Origin of the sequence: Trichodesmium erythraeum IMS101, assembly GCF_000014265.1 — a bacterium.
GTDB lineage: Bacteria > Cyanobacteriota > Cyanobacteriia > Cyanobacteriales > Microcoleaceae > Trichodesmium > Trichodesmium erythraeum.
The window spans coordinates 7491483-7509346 of sequence record NC_008312.1; the positions used below are offsets into that span (position 1 = coordinate 7491483).

The 17864-nt window shown below is 34.9% G+C and carries 23 protein-coding genes and 3 pseudogenes; 18 read left to right on the top strand and 8 right to left on the bottom strand.

The annotated features are described in order from the left end of the window. Window positions 1–14: 14 nt before the first annotated feature. The 7 genes from TERY_RS23670 to TERY_RS26610 all read left to right on the top strand — a co-directional run bounded on the left by TERY_RS23670 (window position 15) and on the right by TERY_RS26610 (window position 7249). Window positions 15–647 carry a cell division protein SepF gene (locus tag TERY_RS23670; RefSeq protein ID WP_011614130.1) on the top strand — a complete coding sequence of 211 codons (633 nt, stop codon included), beginning with the start codon at window positions 15–17 and terminating at the stop codon, window positions 645–647. Between the two features lie 268 nt (window positions 648–915). Next, on the top strand, window positions 916–1743 hold the full coding sequence (gene proC / locus TERY_RS23675) for a pyrroline-5-carboxylate reductase (protein ID WP_011614131.1): 828 nt from the start codon (window positions 916–918) through the stop codon (window positions 1741–1743). 1001 nt (window positions 1744–2744) lie between these two features. Continuing rightward, window positions 2745–3725 (top strand): tRNA 5-methoxyuridine(34)/uridine 5-oxyacetic acid(34) synthase CmoB, encoded by a 981-nt coding sequence (cmoB, locus tag TERY_RS23680; protein WP_011614132.1) that lies wholly within the window; start codon window positions 2745–2747, stop codon window positions 3723–3725. 967 nt (window positions 3726–4692) lie between these two features. After that, on the top strand, window positions 4693–4983 hold the full coding sequence (locus tag TERY_RS35615) for a hypothetical protein (RefSeq protein WP_011614133.1): 291 nt from the start codon (window positions 4693–4695) through the stop codon (window positions 4981–4983). After that, entirely contained in the window at window positions 4931–5839 is a 909-nt protein-coding gene (locus TERY_RS23685; RefSeq protein WP_052845869.1) for an IS4 family transposase, read from the top strand. Before TERY_RS35615 ends, TERY_RS23685 begins: the two co-directional genes overlap by 53 nt. 711 nt (window positions 5840–6550) lie before the next feature. Then, the gene (locus TERY_RS37915) at window positions 6551–6727 is read left to right on the top strand and encodes a serine/threonine-protein kinase (protein WP_011614135.1); all 177 of its coding nucleotides are present in this window, start codon (window positions 6551–6553) and stop codon (window positions 6725–6727) included. 6 nt (window positions 6728–6733) lie between these two features. Beyond that, entirely contained in the window at window positions 6734–7249 is a 516-nt protein-coding gene (locus tag TERY_RS26610; RefSeq protein ID WP_370497336.1) for a protein kinase domain-containing protein, read from the top strand. Window positions 7250–7307: 58 nt separating this feature from the next. Here the strand turns inward: TERY_RS26610 and TERY_RS34120 are convergent, their stop codons facing one another. Together TERY_RS34120 and TERY_RS34125 are read right to left on the bottom strand one after the other, a co-directional pair. Further along, window positions 7308–7568 carry a hypothetical protein gene (locus TERY_RS34120; RefSeq protein ID WP_196797162.1) on the bottom strand — a complete coding sequence of 87 codons (261 nt, stop codon included), beginning with the start codon at window positions 7566–7568 and terminating at the stop codon, window positions 7308–7310. A gap of 53 nt (window positions 7569–7621) precedes the next feature. Then, window positions 7622–7864 (bottom strand): transposase family protein, encoded by a 243-nt coding sequence (locus TERY_RS34125; protein WP_052845808.1) that lies wholly within the window; start codon window positions 7862–7864, stop codon window positions 7622–7624. Between the two features lie 232 nt (window positions 7865–8096). On the opposite strand from TERY_RS34125, the pseudogene TERY_RS31745 reads away from it, so the two are divergent. Further along, a pseudogene (locus TERY_RS31745) lies at window positions 8097–9142 on the top strand (transposase). 61 nt (window positions 9143–9203) lie between these two features. On the opposite strand, the gene TERY_RS34130 reads toward TERY_RS31745, so the two are convergent. Beyond that, window positions 9204–9473, bottom strand: a complete 270-nt coding sequence (locus TERY_RS34130; RefSeq protein WP_071820718.1) for a helix-turn-helix domain-containing protein — start codon at window positions 9471–9473, stop codon at window positions 9204–9206. Between the two features lie 378 nt (window positions 9474–9851). Between TERY_RS34130 and TERY_RS23705 the strand changes: the two genes are divergently transcribed. Both TERY_RS23705 and TERY_RS31750 read left to right on the top strand, forming a co-directional pair. Further along, the gene (locus TERY_RS23705; protein ID WP_370497338.1) at window positions 9852–10262 is read left to right on the top strand and encodes a tetratricopeptide repeat protein; all 411 of its coding nucleotides are present in this window, start codon (window positions 9852–9854) and stop codon (window positions 10260–10262) included. Window positions 10263–10302: 40 nt separating this feature from the next. Next, window positions 10303–11039, top strand: a pseudogene (locus TERY_RS31750) (IS1 family transposase). Between the two features lie 236 nt (window positions 11040–11275). Here the strand turns inward: TERY_RS31750 and TERY_RS34135 are convergent. The 5 genes from TERY_RS34135 to TERY_RS31765 all read right to left on the bottom strand — a co-directional run bounded on the left by TERY_RS34135 (window position 11276) and on the right by TERY_RS31765 (window position 12804). Continuing rightward, on the bottom strand, window positions 11276–11419 hold the full coding sequence (locus tag TERY_RS34135) for a hypothetical protein (RefSeq protein WP_155994611.1): 144 nt from the start codon (window positions 11417–11419) through the stop codon (window positions 11276–11278). A gap of 258 nt (window positions 11420–11677) precedes the next feature. Beyond that, entirely contained in the window at window positions 11678–11935 is a 258-nt protein-coding gene (locus TERY_RS31755; RefSeq protein ID WP_044138000.1) for a transposase, read from the bottom strand. Next, window positions 11928–12287: a transposase gene (locus TERY_RS31760; RefSeq protein WP_011612577.1), complete on the bottom strand. Its 360-nt coding sequence runs from the start codon at window positions 12285–12287 to the stop codon at window positions 11928–11930. Before TERY_RS31760 ends, TERY_RS31755 begins: the two co-directional genes overlap by 8 nt. Before the next feature lie 186 nt (window positions 12288–12473). After that, on the bottom strand, window positions 12474–12629 hold the full coding sequence (locus TERY_RS35620) for a helix-turn-helix domain-containing protein (RefSeq protein WP_196797060.1): 156 nt from the start codon (window positions 12627–12629) through the stop codon (window positions 12474–12476). Between the two features lie 49 nt (window positions 12630–12678). Next, on the bottom strand, window positions 12679–12804 hold the full coding sequence (locus TERY_RS31765; RefSeq protein ID WP_370496230.1) for a hypothetical protein: 126 nt from the start codon (window positions 12802–12804) through the stop codon (window positions 12679–12681). Window positions 12805–12992: 188 nt separating this feature from the next. On the opposite strand from TERY_RS31765, the pseudogene TERY_RS26050 reads away from it, so the two are divergent. From TERY_RS26050 to TERY_RS37930, 8 genes and pseudogenes are all read left to right on the top strand, one after another. Continuing rightward, a pseudogene (locus TERY_RS26050) lies at window positions 12993–13968 on the top strand (IS5 family transposase). 11 nt (window positions 13969–13979) lie between these two features. Continuing rightward, entirely contained in the window at window positions 13980–14483 is a 504-nt protein-coding gene (locus TERY_RS23735) for a helix-turn-helix domain-containing protein (protein WP_011609939.1), read from the top strand. Between the two features lie 8 nt (window positions 14484–14491). Beyond that, window positions 14492–15052, top strand: a complete 561-nt coding sequence (locus tag TERY_RS29345; protein WP_155994658.1) for an IS630 family transposase — start codon at window positions 14492–14494, stop codon at window positions 15050–15052. A 432-nt stretch (window positions 15053–15484) separates the two neighbouring features. Then, entirely contained in the window at window positions 15485–15628 is a 144-nt protein-coding gene (locus TERY_RS34140; protein ID WP_011613851.1) for a hypothetical protein, read from the top strand. 74 nt (window positions 15629–15702) lie between these two features. Beyond that, window positions 15703–15936 (top strand): transposase, encoded by a 234-nt coding sequence (locus TERY_RS31770; protein WP_011614142.1) that lies wholly within the window; start codon window positions 15703–15705, stop codon window positions 15934–15936. A 244-nt stretch (window positions 15937–16180) separates the two neighbouring features. Further along, window positions 16181–16429, top strand: a complete 249-nt coding sequence (locus TERY_RS37920) for a transposase family protein (RefSeq protein ID WP_011610837.1) — start codon at window positions 16181–16183, stop codon at window positions 16427–16429. Continuing rightward, window positions 16416–16658 (top strand): transposase family protein, encoded by a 243-nt coding sequence (locus tag TERY_RS37925; RefSeq protein ID WP_052845808.1) that lies wholly within the window; start codon window positions 16416–16418, stop codon window positions 16656–16658. Before TERY_RS37920 ends, TERY_RS37925 begins: the two co-directional genes overlap by 14 nt. Window positions 16659–16711: 53 nt before the next feature. Next, window positions 16712–16972, top strand: a complete 261-nt coding sequence (locus TERY_RS37930) for a hypothetical protein (protein ID WP_196797162.1) — start codon at window positions 16712–16714, stop codon at window positions 16970–16972. Window positions 16973–17864: the final 892 nt, after the last annotated feature.

Genomic DNA, 17864 nt, shown 5'->3' on the forward strand with positions numbered 1-17864 from the left:
GGAGAATTTTAACAGTGAATAATCTTTTGTCCAAGTTTAAAGATTTTGTCGGACTTAATGAGCCAGTTGAATATGAATATGATTACGATGAAATGGAAGGAGAACAGTATGTTTATCCTCAACAACAGCAAACTCCTGCTGCTGTGCCTACTCAGGAGGAAAGTCGCAGTAACCGCCGATTAAGAAATCGGGCCAGTGCTACGACTGCAACAACTGCTAGCACAACAGGTATTAATGGAGTTGTTCAACAAGAATCTGGAATGGGATCGGTTATGAATAATGTAATTGGAATGCCAGGAGCTTTAAACGGAATGTCTGAGGTTGTGGTTTTAGAACCACGCACTTTTGAGGAAATGCCTCAAGCAATTCGTGCCTTACGGGAGCGCAAATCTGTGGTTTTAAATTTAACTATTATGGACCCAGAACAAGCCCAAAGAGCGGTAGATTTTGTAGCAGGTGGTACTTATGCTCTTGATGGTCATCAAGAACGCATTGGAGAAAGTATTTTTCTGTTTACACCAAGTTGTGTACAGGTGAGAACTCAAACAGGTTTAGTAAACGAAATGTCACAGACTCAACCACGCCCTCGTGTGCCTAACTCTGGGTCTCAAGTTTGGCAACCTGAGCAAATTCAAATGATACAATAGTAAAGGAAATTTGGGTATGGGGTTAATTTAAAAATTGAAATATAGTTCTCTAGTTAGAGTAATTATATTAGAGTTGTTTGGTGTGGGAAAATTTAAAATGTTTAAAACCTTATTCTATAAGTTTTTAAACATTTTCATCCTTAAAAGCACCCATAAACCTCAACTTATTTTGGGTTTTAGCCATTTTTGGGGCTTAATTCCCAACAACTCTATTATAAAAATACCCATCCCCAATTCCTAGTTTATATATTTATTTTTTTGGTTGAAAATGGCAATTACTAAGTTGGGTTTAATAGGTGGTGGGGTAATGGGAGAGGCTTTGCTATCCCGCCTAATTAAACAAAATGTTTATCTACCCTCGGAAATTTTAGTTAGTGACCCCCAGCAACAAAGGCGGAATTTGTTGACACAAGAGTATGGTGTACAAGTGACTACAGATAATAGTTTGGTAGTGACAAGTACAACGGAGGTTTTATTGCTGGCAGTTAAGCCTCAAATATTTGATAGTGTAGTGTCACAGTTGGGAGACTGGCAAGTTGCTGGTAAGACAACAACTTTACCTTTGCTAATTTCTATTATGGCTGGTGTGCCTTTGCAAAAGCTGGAAGCATTTTTCTGTGGGCAACCTGTGGTTAGAGTTATGCCGAATACTCCAGCAACAGTGGGTGTAGGTATGAGCGCTATCGCTCTGGGGAAAAATGTTCAACCATCACATCGGGAGTTAGCTACTTGTATTTTAGCATCTATAGGTCAGGTAGTTGAAGTGTCAGAAAGTTTAATGGATGCAGTTACGGCAGTGTCTGGTTCGGGACCTGGTTATGTAACAATTTTTATAGAATCTTTGACAGATGGGGGTGTTCGTGCTGGTTTACCTAGGGCGATCGCTTATCAATTGGCATTGCAAACTGTTCTGGGAACAGCGGTTTTATTGCAGGAGTCAGGAATGCACCCGGCACAGTTGAAAGATCGGGTGACAAGTCCAGGGGGCACAACTATTGCTGGAATTGCTGAGTTAGAAAGTGCGGGTTTTCGTTCTGCTATTATTGAGGCTGTCCTGGCAGCAAAGGAGAAAGCGGAAGAGTTAGGAAATAGTTGACTAGCTATCAACTCAAAATTCTTGCCTAATAGCTAGCCTCCTGGGTCTCAACTGTGAACTTCAGTTTTTAGATCTTTGGGTAGAAATTCCCTAACTGATAAGTAATAACTGATAAAGGAAGTTGAACAAAAAAAACTTGAGATAATATTATAATTATGACAATATTAGATGATTTTTGATTGATTTAACTTAAATAAATTGAGGTTAAAAAACTATATTTTTCTCTTAGGCAATGTGAGAGGAAGTCTGATAACTGGGTAGATAATAACTGAAAAAATTATGCGGTACGAAAAAGTCCTTAGGAAGTATTATGGTGTGGCACACAAGCTATAGGGTGGATATAGAGTTACTAATAGATAATGTATTGAATAATACTTCGTTTAAAAATAAAATTTCTTGACAATGGGAAGGGGATAACCTGATACTTTAACCCTCTATATTGATTATTTATTTATATTAGCAACTTTTTTAGCTGCTCCAAATATGAGCAAAAAGGATTAGTGGTTATAAGTAAAAATTAACAGCATTAACAACGGTGAATATATTAGGCTTTTACTAAGAGAAAATTGAGCAAAAATTTAGTCTATCTTAAGTGGCAATATTAAAGATATTGTTGTACTTAATATCAGTATATAAAACTGTTCAAATATTAAAGCTAACCAATTATTTTTTCTGAGAATAAAATCATAAATTTGGATAAGGTATATAGAAAGGTTCTTAAGTGTTAAGCAATTAATTTAACCTATATTAGGGTATCTTTTAATCCTAATAATGGTATGAAAAATTGACTTTTTCCTCAGAAGTAGTATTAATTTTAGACATAAATTAATGAGAAAATTATAATATTTTGTAGTAAAGTGTGATTATTATATGCCTTGTTAATAATATTGAATAATAATTCAAATTAAGCTAAAAAATTGTTACTAAATATATTTTGTAGTGTGCTTTTTACCGTGTGATTTTCCTAAGAAAATAATATTAACTTAATAATTTTTCTGATTATGCTTAACAAAAATATTGGCTATATTTCCCCAGATTATTTATATAAATATAATAGTCCTATCAACACAGAAGCAATATTAAAAATTCGTCAAGAAAGACAAGCAAAATTATTTAAATTCTCTCATGAAAAATATTACAAGGCAGTACAAACAATAGCAGATATTCAAAGCAACTTTTTCGACTGTTCTAGTGCAGTTATCAAAGTCGGTCACCCTGAGGAAATTTCTCCTGGTCAAAAACAAAGGCTTTACCATTGTTTACAAACATTTTGCCCCTGGAAAAAAGGTCCCTTTGAACTATTTGGGGTAAACATTGATGCAGAATGGCGTTCCGACTGGAAATGGGATAGAATTTTACCACATATTAGTTCTATTAAAAATCGCAAAGTTGCTGATATTGGTTGCCACAACGGTTATTTTATGTTTCGGATGGTGGATCAACAACCGGAATTAGTCATCGGTTTTGAGCCCTACAGCAAACATTTTTGGAATTTTCAACTTATTCAAAATATCGTCAAACAAAAAATGCTGGCATTTGAACTTTTAGGAGTGGAACACATTCACTACTATCCCCAATTTTTTGATACCATTTTTTGTCTGGGTATTCTCTATCATCACACTGATCCTATTGGTTTATTACGCAAAATGCGACAGGCGTTAGGGCCAAAAGGTGAAGTTATTATTGACTGTCAAGGTATTCCTGGAGATTTACCAGTGGCACTTACTCCCCAAAAACGTTACGCACAAGCGCGGGGTATTTGGTTTCTTCCTACCCAGTCTTGTTTAGAAAATTGGATAGGGAGAGCGGGGTTTAGCGATATTAATTGTTTTTTTGCTGCGCCTTTGTCCGTTGAGGAGCAACGACGTACTATTTGGGCAAATATTGATAGTTTACCAGAATTTCTTGATCCTCACAACCCATCCTTAACTGTTGAAGGTTATCCCGCTCCTTGGCGTTATTATGCGATCGCGCGGAAGTAATTTGATTGGGACTTACCCACAGGCCCTAATTAGGGCCTGCTGATTAATTCTGAAAGCATTGACAGATAAAGACCTTAACTTGATTTGTATGGAAGAGCTGGCTGTTTATATTGAGGTAATAGCCAATTAAATCAGGATTTAGGTGATAGCCATGAGTGAACCAATTTCTAATATCATTTATATTGTTTCTGAAAAGTAATGCTATACTTATATTTTTGACGAATTAAACTTTTTTTGATTCAAATAAGTTTCAATAAATTTTTTTCTCAGGTTAAGAGAATAAACTTTCATAGTAGTTGAGAAATTAGATTTTTAAGAATTGATATAATATGATCGCGATCGCATAAGATAGATTATTTTATTGATTCATTTATGACTTTTATTGTACCTCAGTATCCTCGAAAGTTCTGTAAATCAAGACTTACTTATCAAGCGCCAGATCTAGTGAATGTGAATTTAATGGAGCAATATTTTTCCTGAAAAAAATTATTAAAACTGCAGTTTTAGTTATTTTTTTGAGTTTTTTTTTAGTGACAAATTTATATTCTTCAAATTACTTGATTTTTGTTAATTTTTATTATCAATACTTTCAAATAAATAACTCTAATAAATCTTTCACACTTAGTTTTATTATATTACTCTAAATAGACTTCTAATTTTAATGTATTAAAGTCTCCTAAGAAGTCCCTTTTCCCCTAGGTATTCCAAAAAATGGCCACCCTAAATTAATTGTTGGCCATTTATCAAGTTTTTCTCTCTCACCTCACGGGGTAACAAGCTAGTTGAAAGCTATATATAGAAAGGGATTTGCCTTCGTAGACTGAAGAATATTTCAACAAAAAGAAAATGCTTATTGAGAATGGATGGGGTGTAGTGCGTTGATTATTTATTCATTTTAAAAGTTTTTTGAAATAGTTAAAAATATGATAAAAAAAGGTTACTAATTACAAATAAAAATCAATAAAAGGTGAATATATTAGGCTTTTATCAAGACCATATTAAGGAAAAATTGAGTCCATCTCAATTAGTAACATTACAAATATTATTATACTTAATATCTGTACATAAAACTGTGCAAATATCAAAACTAAGTAATTATTTTCCCCTACCAATAAAATTAGAAAGTAAGGGAAAACTTATGCGAAATATTTTTAACTATCAAGGAATTAAGTTTGCCTTTATTCTGGTTTCCTTGGGTCAGAATAATGGTAAAAAAATTATTCGACTTTCCCTCAGAATTAGTATTAATTTTAGATAGAACTCAGTGGCAAAATACTAATATATTAATGATTAGTTTAGCTTGGAAAAAGAGAGCTTTACCTATACATTGGAAAATTTTAACTCATAAAGGAGCTAGTAATTTAGCCGAACAAAAAGCAGTAATTCGTCCAGTTATAAGATTATTAAAATGCCAGAAAATCATTCTGACAGCAGATAGAGAGTTCCACAGTATTTTTCTATGTTATTGGTTGAAAAAATATCAAAAACAAGATGTATACTTTGTTTTGAGAACAAAAAAATCGACGATGATTAAACGAGGAAAAAAATATTGTAAACTCTCTGAATTACCAGCAAACATCGGTGAATGTAAACTATTTTTAAATCAAAAAATTACCAAAATTTTGAGAGTAGGAACATATAATTTACTGATATATAAAAAACCAAAATATCGTGACAAATCTGTTTCCGAAAAATGGTATATTTTAACCAATCTATCGTTACCAGGGAAAATTAAAAAAATATATAGCCAGAGAATGGGAATTGAAGCAATGTTTAAAGACTATAAAACTGGTGCTTACAATCTAGAATCAGCGAAGGCCAATGAAACGAGATTGAATAATTTAATTTTATTAATAGCTATTTCTTATGCAATTAGTTCATTTCAAGTCCAAAAAATTAAAAATAAAGGGGTTCAAGAATATATATCAAGAACTAATGAAAAAAGTAGAAAAGAAAGAAGGCACAGTAGTTTTTTTGTAGGATTATCTAGGATGTATTGGGCAATAAATGATGATTTTATCTGGGGATTAGTAGAAAATTTAATGAGGCTTAATCCTCATAAATTTCTATATTATCACAGGGGCATAAAAGCGATGAATATAGTGGTTAATTAGACCGTAATTTTTGATTAATAATCAATTAATTCATGTGAGTTTTTTCATAATATTATTCTCCAGTGCAACTTGAATTATTATTCAATTTAGTTAGGGGGTGTAGTGCGTTCGATCCGCGAACGCACTACACCCCCTTAATTCTCAATAAGGATTTTCTTTTAATTGAATTATTCCTCAGTCCCAGAACGCAAATTCTTCTCTATACATAGCTTTCAACTAGCTTGTCACCCCGTGAGCTCTCTCACACGTGATCGACTCAAACAAAAAGAAAATTTGTAGAGAAAATATTTGTGTATATTCTAAAAGGAGAAAATTTTACCTAGGAGTTAATAACTTAGATTTTTGAGGTGAGTCGGAGCAGAATATTTTAAGTCTCACAAAGCATAACAGAAGAATATAGACAAATCAAAAAATGCTAGTTTTGTTTGTAGAAAAAAATAAATTAAACTAACAATCAAATAAAGGCTTTATCTGAGTTAACTGATGAAGCTAGATGGTTTATTGAAAAATAGCTTTCTAATTTCCATGAATATGTGGAGAAAGGAAAAAGTATAATTGATAACTAATAATTGATAACCAATAATTGATAACTAATAATTGATAACTTATAATTGATAACTAATAATTGATAACTAATAATTGATAACTTATAATTAAACAAATCATGCAATCTAAACAAATCCTGAGAACCGTTATCAAATCATTAAATCTTTGGGAAGTAGAAGCTTTGGAAATACCTACTTAGCTCAAGATTTAGATTTGCCAGGCAATCCTAAATGTGTAGTCAAACATCTGAAACCAAAAACTTTAGATCCTACAGTTCTAAATATTGCTAGAAAGTTATTTCAAAGAGAAGCAGATACCTTATACAAATTAGGTAACAACTAAAACAAAATACCAAGATTATTTGCCCATTTTGAAGAAGGAAAAGAATTTTACCTAGTACAAGAATATATAGAAGGGCAAGATATAAGTAAGGAATTAACTACAGGAAAAAAATTAATTGAGTTTGATACTATTTCCTTACTAAAAGGAATATTAGAGGCATTAACAATAGCTCATGAAAATAATATAATTCATCGAGATATAAAACCACAAAATTTGATGCGTCGTAAGTCAGATAGCAAAATAATATTGATAGACTTTGGAGCTGTAAAAGAAATAGAGGTATTAACTATTAACCAACAAAGTTTAACAACTATAACTGTAACTTTAGGAACTCCTGGTTATATGCCAAGTGAACAGATTAATGGTAGACCAAAATTGAGTAGTGATATATATGCAGTGGGAATAGTTGGAATAAAAGCTTTGACTGGAAAAGAACTAAAAAATTTACCAAGAGATAAAAATACAGGAAATATAATTTGGCGTAATGAAGTTAAAGTAAGTAATAGAGTTGTTGGGAAATAACTTAGGAGAGAAAGAACTCAAACGAAAACTTGACATATTTCCCTAGTAATTTGACTACTTATGCTGTCATCAGATATAAGTTCCACTCACCAGTTGCTGTTAGCATTAATTTGTCATCAAAATCATACTTGTGATTACGAGAAATCTGACTGACAGCTCCATAACGCTTGACGCCCGCCAAGGCGTTTTCACAGACTACCCTTGATTGACTCAATTTCCGAAAATCTGGTTTTTGTTGCTCACTTAACTCTCCCCCTTTTGGTTTTTTATGGGGGATTCGGATATTTTCATACTGATGCGTGGAGACCTTGGAAACCACTGTCTACTTCTATCGGAATCTCTAGAGGTATATTTCCTATCAATTTTTCCTGGTCATGGAACTTCGACTTCATGCAGCTTTCCTTCTCGTGCCTGACTCAATACCAGCACTTTCTTGTTTTGATTAACTGCTACTAGATGTTTGCGAGTGTGACGCTTTTTTTTTCCTGAATAATTCAGTTTTGGTTTTTCAGAGTGAGTTGGTCTTTGTACTGGCCGTTCTGTGCCATCCATTATCACTCGTTCTACTCGAGGGAAACGCTCTATGAATCCTTGGACACTGTTAATTTGACGCAATGCATCGCCCCTTTTTTTCTCCCAAGGCTGCTTCTAACATAGTCAGGACTTACGCAAGTACGCTATATATAGCGTACTGTCGATATGAAATTCTCCATACTATAATTAGTTTTTTTTCAGATAGATATTACTTTTAATGTATCTTTAAACAAAGTTACAATTAGGTTAAATTAACTTGCTAAAAAGCTTTAATTATTAGATGATAATGACAGGATTATATTAGTTCAAAAATATGAATTTTAATTTTGTTGACTACTGTCAATATTTACTTAAATCTCACACAAATTTTACTATAACGCTACGCCGCAAATCCAGAGTGAAAATATTAGCCATAATACAATAAATCGCTATTTAAGAGCAGAGTCTTTAAATTCAGAAGATTTATGGCGAAATGTTCAAGAAGAATTTGTTTGGTGATACCGAAGCTTATTTAATTTTTGATGACACAGTAATTAATAAAAAGTATGGATATAATATTGAACTTACACGAGGACAGTATAGTGGTATAGGTTCATCAAGTTGTTTGCGTTCTATCAGCTGCGAAGTTCGTGGGTCTTGGAATAGTTAATTGTGTATATTTTAATCCCCAAAATGAACAATTATGGATTATATATTATAGAATTTATGACCCAGATACTGACAAGAAAACAAAAATAGAAGAGTGTTGAAGAAATGATACTTAATGCCATAAATAATAAGAAAATACCATTTAAAACATTATTAATGGATTTGGGTATGCAACACAAAGATTAATGGGATTAATAGATAATGATAGAAAAATTTACTACTGTCCTTTAAAAAGTAATCGCGTGCGTTGATGATACACGAGGTGCAGAAAAATACAAAAAAGTTCAAGATTTAAATTGGAATGAAGCTGAAAAAAAGTCAGGAAAAATAATTCAAATTAAAGGGTTTCCACTCTGCCAAAAGGTGAAAATATTTTGGATTAGGTGTATCTGCCAACTTCAGCAGAATATATTGTCACTAATGACTTGACTCAATCATCACTCTTATGATGTAGAGTTTGAATCTCAAACTAGATGGAAAATCGAAGAATTTAATAGAGAAATTAAGCAATTAACAGGTTGAGGATTTTGTCAGTGTCGTCTGCGAATAATTCAGAAAAATCATATTGTTTGTGCAATGTTAGTGTGGAACTTCTTCAAAAGATTTGCTACTAAAATAGGCAAAAGTATTTATCAAGTTAAGCATAAATTATTATCAAAATATCTAAGGGATCAATTGAAAAATTCTTCAATTAAAATGAAAGTTATTTGACTTGAAAAACTCAAGGTTTTTTGAGTCAAAATAGTTAGGCGATTGCTAACGCAAAGCTCCGCTAACGCACATGACTATAGTGAAGTTCGTCGAAGTTGTCATGCGCTATATATAGTGTCTTTGCGTAAGTCCTGATAGTTTGTAAGCGATGAACCCAATAATGTGCTTGACTACGGTCGATATCAAACAAGATACCAGCTAAGTCAAAAGTCGGGTAACATTTAAAGTAGAAGAGAATGTCAAACAATTTGTCTTGTAGAGTGCGTAAACGAGCCAAAAGACCTCCTCCAACAGAGCGTTGACGAGGTGAGCGAGTGCAATGTTTGCTCATACATTTGCCCAAAGGACTCCAACAAAGATTCAAATGCTTTACGGTTTAATGGGTGTTAATGCTCTGAGTAATCTGTCTTGTTTTAAGGCTCGTTCAATATTTAGCATTTTTATGGCAAATTTTTTCTGAAATTATTTTACCTTATTTCCCAACAACTCTAATGATTTTGGAAACGTATTGGATCGGATGGTACATGAATATTTTCCATCTCGTTATGAAAATGCTATGACGGCATTAAATGCTTTAAAAGCAAGTGCTCAATAAAATGAAGAATAACAGACAAAAAAAGTTAAACTACTATCATCTACACTCAACAAATTTATAGCAAGTATAGTCGGGATTATTTTTGTAGCTACAGTTTTTTTTATTACAAGTTCTATAAACACGAAATATAAAAAAACTAATGATTATTACAATAGAGGTATTGATTATTATAGTCAGAGAGAACATGAAAAGGCGCTCACTCTGTTTAATGAAGCTATTCAACTCAATCCCAAATTTGTTTATGCTTATTACGGCAGAGGTGATGTTTATCGTGAACAAAGAAAATATGAGAAGGCAATCACTGAGTACAATAAAGTTATTGAAATCAATTCCGAATTTGCTGATGCTTACAATAAAAGGGGTTTGGTTTACTATAATCAGGGAGAAGATGAAAAGGCTATTGATGACTATAACCAAGCTATTAAAATCAATTCCGAATATCCTACTACTTACTACGACAGAGGCTTAGTTTACAAAGTTAGAGGAAATATTGAAAAAACGGTAGTGCTAAAAAGGAAAGGATAGAGGAAAATATAGGGTAACAGTAGTAGAGAGATGCATTTTAATGTCAGACCCCAAGCCACCCTGTCCATCATGCAATTCTGTCTTCAGTAGTCAAGAATGGTAAAACCCGTCATGGTAGACAGAATCACAAATGCCTAGACTGTGGTCGTCAATTTGTGGAAAATCCCAAGTGGACAAGAGTCTCAGAGCGTACCCAATCAACCCAAGAGGTGATAGACCAAATGCTACTTGAGAAGATACCCCTGGCTGGAATTGCCAGAGTGGCGTAGGTCTCAGAAGCATGGTTGCAGAATTATGTCAACCAGAAATACACAGAGTTCTCTGAGCAAGTGGAGGTACAACCGAAGGGGAAGGGAAGCTTAAAGGTACAAATGGATGAATTATGGTCATTTGTAGAGCATAAAGGAAATAAACAGTGGGTCTGGTTAGCTCTGGATGTAGACACCCGTGAAATTATTGGATGCTATATTGGAGACCGTTCTACGGGTTCAGCTCAAAAGCTTTGGGAGTCGTTACCTGCAGTCTATCGTCAGTGTGCGGTTTGCTATACAGATTTCTGGTCGGCTGGCTGCAGAAGTCTTACCCAGCAAACGACATCAAGCTGTGGGGAAAGAAACTGGTAAAACAAGTTACATTGAACGACTTAACTGTACTTTACGGCAACGAGTTTCACGTTTAGTGCGCAAGACCTTATCTTTTTCCAAAAAGCTAGAAAATCATATAGGGGCTATCTGGCATTTCATCCATCATTACAATTCCTCATTACCTATAGCTTGATCCTTTCCTTTTTAGGACTACCGAAAAAACTATATCAGATTTTGAAAAAGCTGCTGACCTGTATAAAGAACAAGGAAATAAAAAATGGTATCAAAACTCTCTAGATAGACTCAAAGAATTACGAAACAACTAAAAAAGTTTAAATAAAGGCATTCTAGAGATTAAAATTTTTTGCTTTAAATGGGCTTTGTTCCATAAAAGTTGCGATCGCAGCCAACGCCCTGACTGGTAGTTAGCTAGATTTTAACTTTGTAGGTTTTAGGCTTACCTATTTGAATCATCAGGTTGACCATAGCATATTGTATGAATAACTCCACTGCCTGAGCATCAAATTGATGTTGTCGCAACTTCCCTCCAAGTATCACTTTGAGCCTAAACATAGTGACTTCAGGGAGGAGGCGCTCACGGGGTGACAAGCAAGCTGAAAAATAGATGTATCAAAGTTTTTACAGGTTTATAGCAATGAGCGCTGGCATCTTTACATACTACATAAATAGCTACAATGTAATATATGGCTCCAGTATGACTTGCAGTATGACCTGCATTTTTCATAAATTAGGCGATCGCTAAACGTTAAAGTTTTAAGGATGCGTGTAATGGTATTGACAATGAGTGAGTTGATAGCTTTACAGCAATTTTCAGGTAAATAGACCACAGTGGTTGAACCAACCGAAGGCATCATCTTCAGTAATGAAATTTACAACTTCAGCCATTGCTTGCTCCAGTGATTCATGGGTACGTGCCTCACAAGAACGGAGAAATTGCTTCAGTTTCGACCAACAAAGCTCAATAGGTGGTAAATCAGGAGAGTAAGGGGGCAAAAACTTGACTTGAGCACCGACGGACTCAATGGCAACTCTGACACGTTCAGCATGATAAACCTTGAGATTATCCATTACCACGATTGCCCCTTGCCACAACTGAGGTAGTAAGACCTGGGTTTAATAAAGTGATAAATACCTCAGTATTTGTACTTCCTGGTACAGTCATCGACGCAATCAGTCCATCCAGGTTCAAAGCACCAATCAAAGAAACATTTCCACCCTTGCTACCTGGGATACTACCAACAGCTCGTTCCCCATCTACGGCTCTGGCGAATAAACGAGACATTGACAAATTTATTCGGGCTTCATCAACAAATACTAAATTTCTGACATCAATTTTATCTAACCAACGTCGATAGTCATGTCTTAACTCTTGGACTCTTGGGGTATCTTGCTCACTGGCATAAAGACTTTTTTTTTGCACCGTAAGCCTAATTTTTCTACGGCGCGATGCATTGTGGAGATACTCACCCTAATTCCTGTTGTTTCTTGATAGCGAGCGCATAATTCTCTCAGCAATAAGTCATTTTTCTCCTCTACCAGAGATTTGATGATGTTGAGATTATCATAGGAAATTATTGGCTGCTGATATCCTCCACGTCGTTTGGCCTCAATTTGTCCAAGAGTGACGATAATGACGCAACAAATTTCGTACCATAGACAAGCTGACCTTAAATCTTTCAGCCAACTGACGTTGAGAGCCTTCTTTTGCTTCCCAAGCTATAATCACGCGACGACGCAAATCACTCGAATACGATACTGGCATTAAATTTAACAATTACATCAAACCCATTTTACCGCACTTTGTGGTTCAATTACCTGAAAAGTGCTGTAAAGTAGAAGAGAATGTCAAACAATTTGTCTTGTAGAGTGCGTAAACGAGCCAAAAGACCTCCTCCAACAGAGCGTTGACGAGGTGAGCGAGTGCAATGTTTGCTCATACATTTGCCCAAAGGACTCCAACAAAGATTCAAATGCTTTACGGTTTAATGGGTGTTAATGCTCTGAGTAATCTGTCTTGTTTTAAGGCTCGTTCAATATTTAGCATTTTTATGGGCTTTGTTGCATAAAGATAGAAAATATGGTAACAATAAGCGTGTGGCACAAGAAACCTATAGTAAGGGTAGAGATGAGTAAGTCCAAGTCCAAGTCTAAGTACCTCTTCAGCAACTGGTCGTAGGTCTGATGCGTCCCTAAGACAGAGAGGGAGCCTCACATTTTGGTTGAATGATGAAGTCATAGAGCAGTGGGTAAATCAACAAAAAACTGGACGTAGGGGGGCATCAAATACCTATAGCAATACGGCCATTGAATTTATGGTCACTATACAATTATTGTTTGGTCTGGCCGGACGACAGACTGAAGGTTTTGTCGAATCTATATTTCAATTGATGGACTTAGATTTACCAGTACCAGACCATAGCACTGTATCCCGTCGCTTGCTCAAACTGAATATCCAACTGCCAGTTATACCAACTAATGAAACTATTCCGTACAGTAGTAGACTCTACAGGGGTGAAAGTTTACGGAGAAGGTGAATGGAAAACAAGAGTTCATGGTGTCAGTAAACGGCGTACATGGGGTAAATTACACCTAGGAGTAAATGAGGCTACAGGAGAGATTGTCAGTGGAGTAGTGACTACCAATGATGTCAGTGATTCACAAGCATTTTCTGAACTTGAGAAATGGAGTAGATGGGGAAATAGCCCAAGTATCAGGAGATGGAGCAGAGCACAAGTATAAATGTTACCAGAAAGCTAACCAACTAGGAGCAAAAGTAACAATTCCACCCAGGAAAAATGCAGTAATAGGTCAACACGGCAACTGCAAATGCCCACCTCATCCCAGAGATGAAAACCTCAGAAGAATCAGAAAGGTAGGACGCCAAAAATGGAAGCATGAAAGTGGTTACCATCGGCGTTCTCTATCAGAAACCACAATGTTTAGACTCAAAGTGAGCTTTGGAGGTCAGTTACGACGAGGAAAATTCGAAAGCCCAAGCAGTAGAGTTGTTCATACAATGTGCCATGCTGAACCGTATGATTCAAACAGGTAATACTAATTTCATAAACTTAAGCTACACTTTTAGAAGTAACCTATTATAGAAAATGTCCCCATGTCAGGAGTAGTAAAAATTGAGATAAATGAATCGGTAGAAACTCTCAAAAAACTTTTAAAAAGTGCGAGTACAGCTCAAGAAAAGGAAAGACTTCAAACTATTTACTGGTTGAAAACTCAAACAGTAGAAACAGTAAAAGAAATTGCGATAATGTTAGGACGCAATCGAGTCACAGTACAAAAATGGTTAGGGAAATATCGTACAGGTGGACTGAATCTTTTACTAGAACCAAAGAAAAATCTAGGAGGGAGGCCAAGTTCAATTCCACCAAATGTAATCGAGAAATTAGAAGCAGAATTGCAAAACCCGGAAGGTTTCCAAAGCTATGGTGAAATTCAACAGTGGTTAACGACTTGTTTTGACATCGAGCTGTCTTATCGAACAGTTCATCAATTAGTCAGATATAAATTAAAAAGTAAATTAAAAGTTCCACGTCCAAATCACATAAAACAAAATAAAGAAGCTCAAGAAAACTTTAAAAAAAACTCTCATCTCAACTAGAAGAGAAAATTAAGTTAATTAATAAATATTCGGAAAATCAACTGCCAATTCGCTATTGGTGTCAAGACGAGACTAGAATTGGATTAAAAACTATAACAGGTAAAGTCATTACTGCTTGCGGTGTTAAGCCCATTGGTTTATATCAATGGCTATTTAAATATCTATGGCTTTATGGTTTAGTAGAACCAAAAACAGGAGATTCCTTTTTTTATGAATTTAGTCATCTAGATACTCCTTGCTTTGAAAGATTTTTAGAGCTTTTTTCTCAAACATATCCTGAAGAGATTCATATTATTCAACTAGATAACGGGCGAGGGCATCTAGGGAATGATTTATCTATCCCTGATCACATCATTTTATTATTTCAACCTCCTTATTGTCCCGAAGTTAATCCCATTGAAAGACTGTGGAAAGAGGTGAAAAAATTCTTGAAAAATCGAGTTTTCGATTCCTTAGATTTCTTACGCAGAATCCTGAGAAATATATTAACTGGATTTAGTCAAAAAGATATTGCTTCTTGTACAGGATATGATTTTATTCTTGAGGCATTATGTGTAGTCGGACTTTAGGAAATTGGTATAAACCCAAAAGTCACAAAGTGAAAATCTAGTTAACTTCCATCAGGAAGTTTTTGGCGATCACTACTTTCATGCAACAAAGCCATTTTTATGGCAAATTTTTTCTGAAATTATTTTACCTTATTTCCCAACAACTCTAATATAAGTCGGCCTACTCTTCATCAATGGCGAGAGATATATTTAACCACAGGTTCAACAACTCAATCAGCCAATATACCTCCCCCTCAGACATCTAAAATTAAAAACTGGGAAGAATGTGAAAAGTTTGTTGAGGACACTAAGTGAGCAAACTCAAAAACAAATGGCTGCAAAATGGGGAAATTGTAGTCGTTTTACTATTAGTAGAAGTTTAAAAAAACTTGGGTTTACTCGTAAAAAAAAACATATGGTTATCAAGAAAGAGACGAAATAGAAAGAGAAAAGTTGGCCTTAAAACTGAATCAAATAGACAAAAAAGATATTGTTTATGTAGATGAAGCCGGAATAGATAATAGAGAAGATTATCCTTATGGTTATGGATTTAAAGGCATTCATAGTACCAGGCATGAAGTCCGGAAAAAGAACTGAGAGAGTTAGTTGGATTGCAGCTATAAATCAATCAAAAATGTTTGCTCCTTTAACATTTACAGGAAGTTGTAATCGTGACTTGTTTGAGAACTGGTTGGAAAATTGTTCCCATACCAAAATTACAACCAGGGCAAGTGATTATATTGGATAACGCAACGTTTCATAAATCAGTTTATATTGAAGAATTAGTGGCCAAGCAAAGGTGTGAAATCTGGTATTTACCACCATACTCACCAGATTTTAATAAGATAGAATGTTGGTGGTTTGTGTTAAAAAACGATCTGCAAACAAAGACTGAAGAAATTTGATCATTTTAGAGACTGTGTGGATGCAGCTTTTATAGAAAATCCTCAAGTTTTTCCGTAGTGGTGAAAGATATCAATTATTAATATAAGAGTTGTTGGGAAATAAGGTAAAATAATTTCAGAAAAAATTTGCCATAAAAATGCTAAATATTGAACGAGCCTTAAAACAAGACAGATTACTCAGAGCATTAACACCCATTAAACCGTAAAGCATTTGAATCTTTCTTGGAGTCCTTTGGGCAAATGTATGAGCAAACATTGCACTCGCTCACCTCGTCAACGCTCTGTTGGAGGAGGTCTTTTGGCTCGTTTACGCACTCTACAAGACAAATTGTTTGACATTCTCTTCTACTTTAAATGTTACCCGACTTTTGACTTAGCTGGTATCTTGTTTGATATCGACCGTAGTCAAGCACATTATTGGGTTCATCGCTTACAAACTATGTTAGAAGCAGCCTTGGGAGAAAAAAAGGCGCGATGCATTGCGTCAAATTAACAGTGTCCAAGGATTCATAGAGCGTTTCCCTCGAGTAGAACGAGTGATAATGGATGGCACAGAACGGCCAGTACAAAGACCAACTCACTCTGAAAAACCAAAACTGAATTATTCAGGAAAAAAAAAGCGTCACACTCGCAAACATCTAGTAGCAGTTAATCAAAACAAGAAAGTGCTGGTATTGAGTCAGGCACGAGAAGGAAAGCTGCATGAAGTCGAAGTTCCATGACCAGGAAAAATTGATAGGAAATATACCTCTAGAGATTCCGATAGAAGTAGACAGTGGTTTCCAAGGTCTCCACGCATCAGTATGAAAATATCCGAATCCCCCATAAAAAACCAAAAGGGGGAGAGTTAAGTGAGCAACAAAAACCAGATTTTCGGAAATTGAGTCAATCAAGGGTAGTCTGTGAAAACGCCTTGGCGGGCGTCAAGCGTTATGGAGCTGTCAGTCAGATTTCTCGTAATCACAAGTATGATTTTGATGACAAATTAATGCTAACAGCAACTGGTGAGTGGAACTTATATCTGATGACAGCATAAGTAGTCAAATTACTAGGGAAATATGTCAAGTTTTCGTTTGAGTTTTTTCTCTCCTAAGTTATTTCCCAACAACTCTATAGAATATAGTTGATCTTTGAGGCGATTCTCTCACTCGAGAGGCTTCGCGAATACACTCCCATAACACTGTGATTCTTTTGTTGTCAGTTAAATCAAAGTGCAACGCGGGAGTCTATAATACCAAATTTTAATCCGAGCTGCCATGCTATAATTATTGCCTGGCAAGGATTTTCTGACATCCTTATGTCACATTATTTTTTCAGGCATGGCATAAAACTTTAAGGTAGTGCGATTGCGCCTCCGTTCCGTTGTCACGATCGCATAGAAAAAATGTCAGTCATGTAGCAGGATGTATACTACATGAATGACATTGGTAGTATGTAAAGATGCCAGCGCTCATTGCTATAACTGAATAATAGTCCAAATCAAATGGAAAACTTGTTGAGAATAAGGGAGAGTTTGTGAACTCTTTGCCACAAACTCTCCCCCTATCCTGGGTTGATTATTTATTCAAAAAACTTTAAATACTCTTAAAAATATGATAAAAAAGGGGTGATAATTAAACAAAAAAAATAAAAATGAACATAGGTAATTATCAAGACCAAATAAAGTAGAAATTAAGTCCAGCTCAATTGAAAATATTAAAAATATTGTTATACTTAATTTCAGTACATAAAGTTGTACAAATATCAAAATTATCACCTTATTTTTCTCTACCAATTCAATCTAAAAGTCGCCAAAAACACATATAACGTTTTTCAACATTAAAACAATTAATTTTTCCTATATTCTGGTTTATTTTCGTAAAAATCATGGTGAAAACTCTGCTGTTATCACCATCATAATTAGTGTTATTGTTAGATAAAATCTAGTG

What these genes read in the sequence shown, in the direction of transcription:
- TERY_RS34135 (WP_155994611.1), bottom strand. Translation starts at nt 11,419, where the DNA reads ATGTTTAGGCTCAAAGTGATACTTGGAGGGAAGTTGCGACAACATCAA.
- TERY_RS35620 (WP_196797060.1), bottom strand. Translation starts at nt 12,629, where the DNA reads ATGCCAGTATCGTATTCGAGTGATTTGCGTCGTCGCGTGATTATAGCT.
- cmoB (WP_011614132.1), top strand. Translation starts at nt 2,745, where the DNA reads ATGCTTAACAAAAATATTGGCTATATTTCCCCAGATTATTTATATAAA.
- proC (WP_011614131.1), top strand. Translation starts at nt 916, where the DNA reads ATGGCAATTACTAAGTTGGGTTTAATAGGTGGTGGGGTAATGGGAGAG.
- TERY_RS37920 (WP_011610837.1), top strand. Translation starts at nt 16,181, where the DNA reads ATGAGCAAACATTGCACTCGCTCACCTCGTCAACGCTCTGTTGGAGGA.
- TERY_RS34130 (WP_071820718.1), bottom strand. Translation starts at nt 9,473, where the DNA reads ATGAGCAAACATTGCACTCGCTCACCTCGTCAACGCTCTGTTGGAGGA.
- TERY_RS23735 (WP_011609939.1), top strand. Translation starts at nt 13,980, where the DNA reads ATGTCAGGAGTAGTAAAAATTGAGATAAATGAATCGGTAGAAACTCTC.
- TERY_RS31755 (WP_044138000.1), bottom strand. Translation starts at nt 11,935, where the DNA reads ATGGATAATCTCAAGGTTTATCATGCTGAACGTGTCAGAGTTGCCATT.
- TERY_RS23685 (WP_052845869.1), top strand. Translation starts at nt 4,931, where the DNA reads ATGGTAAAAAAATTATTCGACTTTCCCTCAGAATTAGTATTAATTTTA.
- TERY_RS31765 (WP_370496230.1), bottom strand. Translation starts at nt 12,804, where the DNA reads ATGAGCAAACATTGCACTCGCTCACCTCGTCAACGCTCTGTTGGAGGA.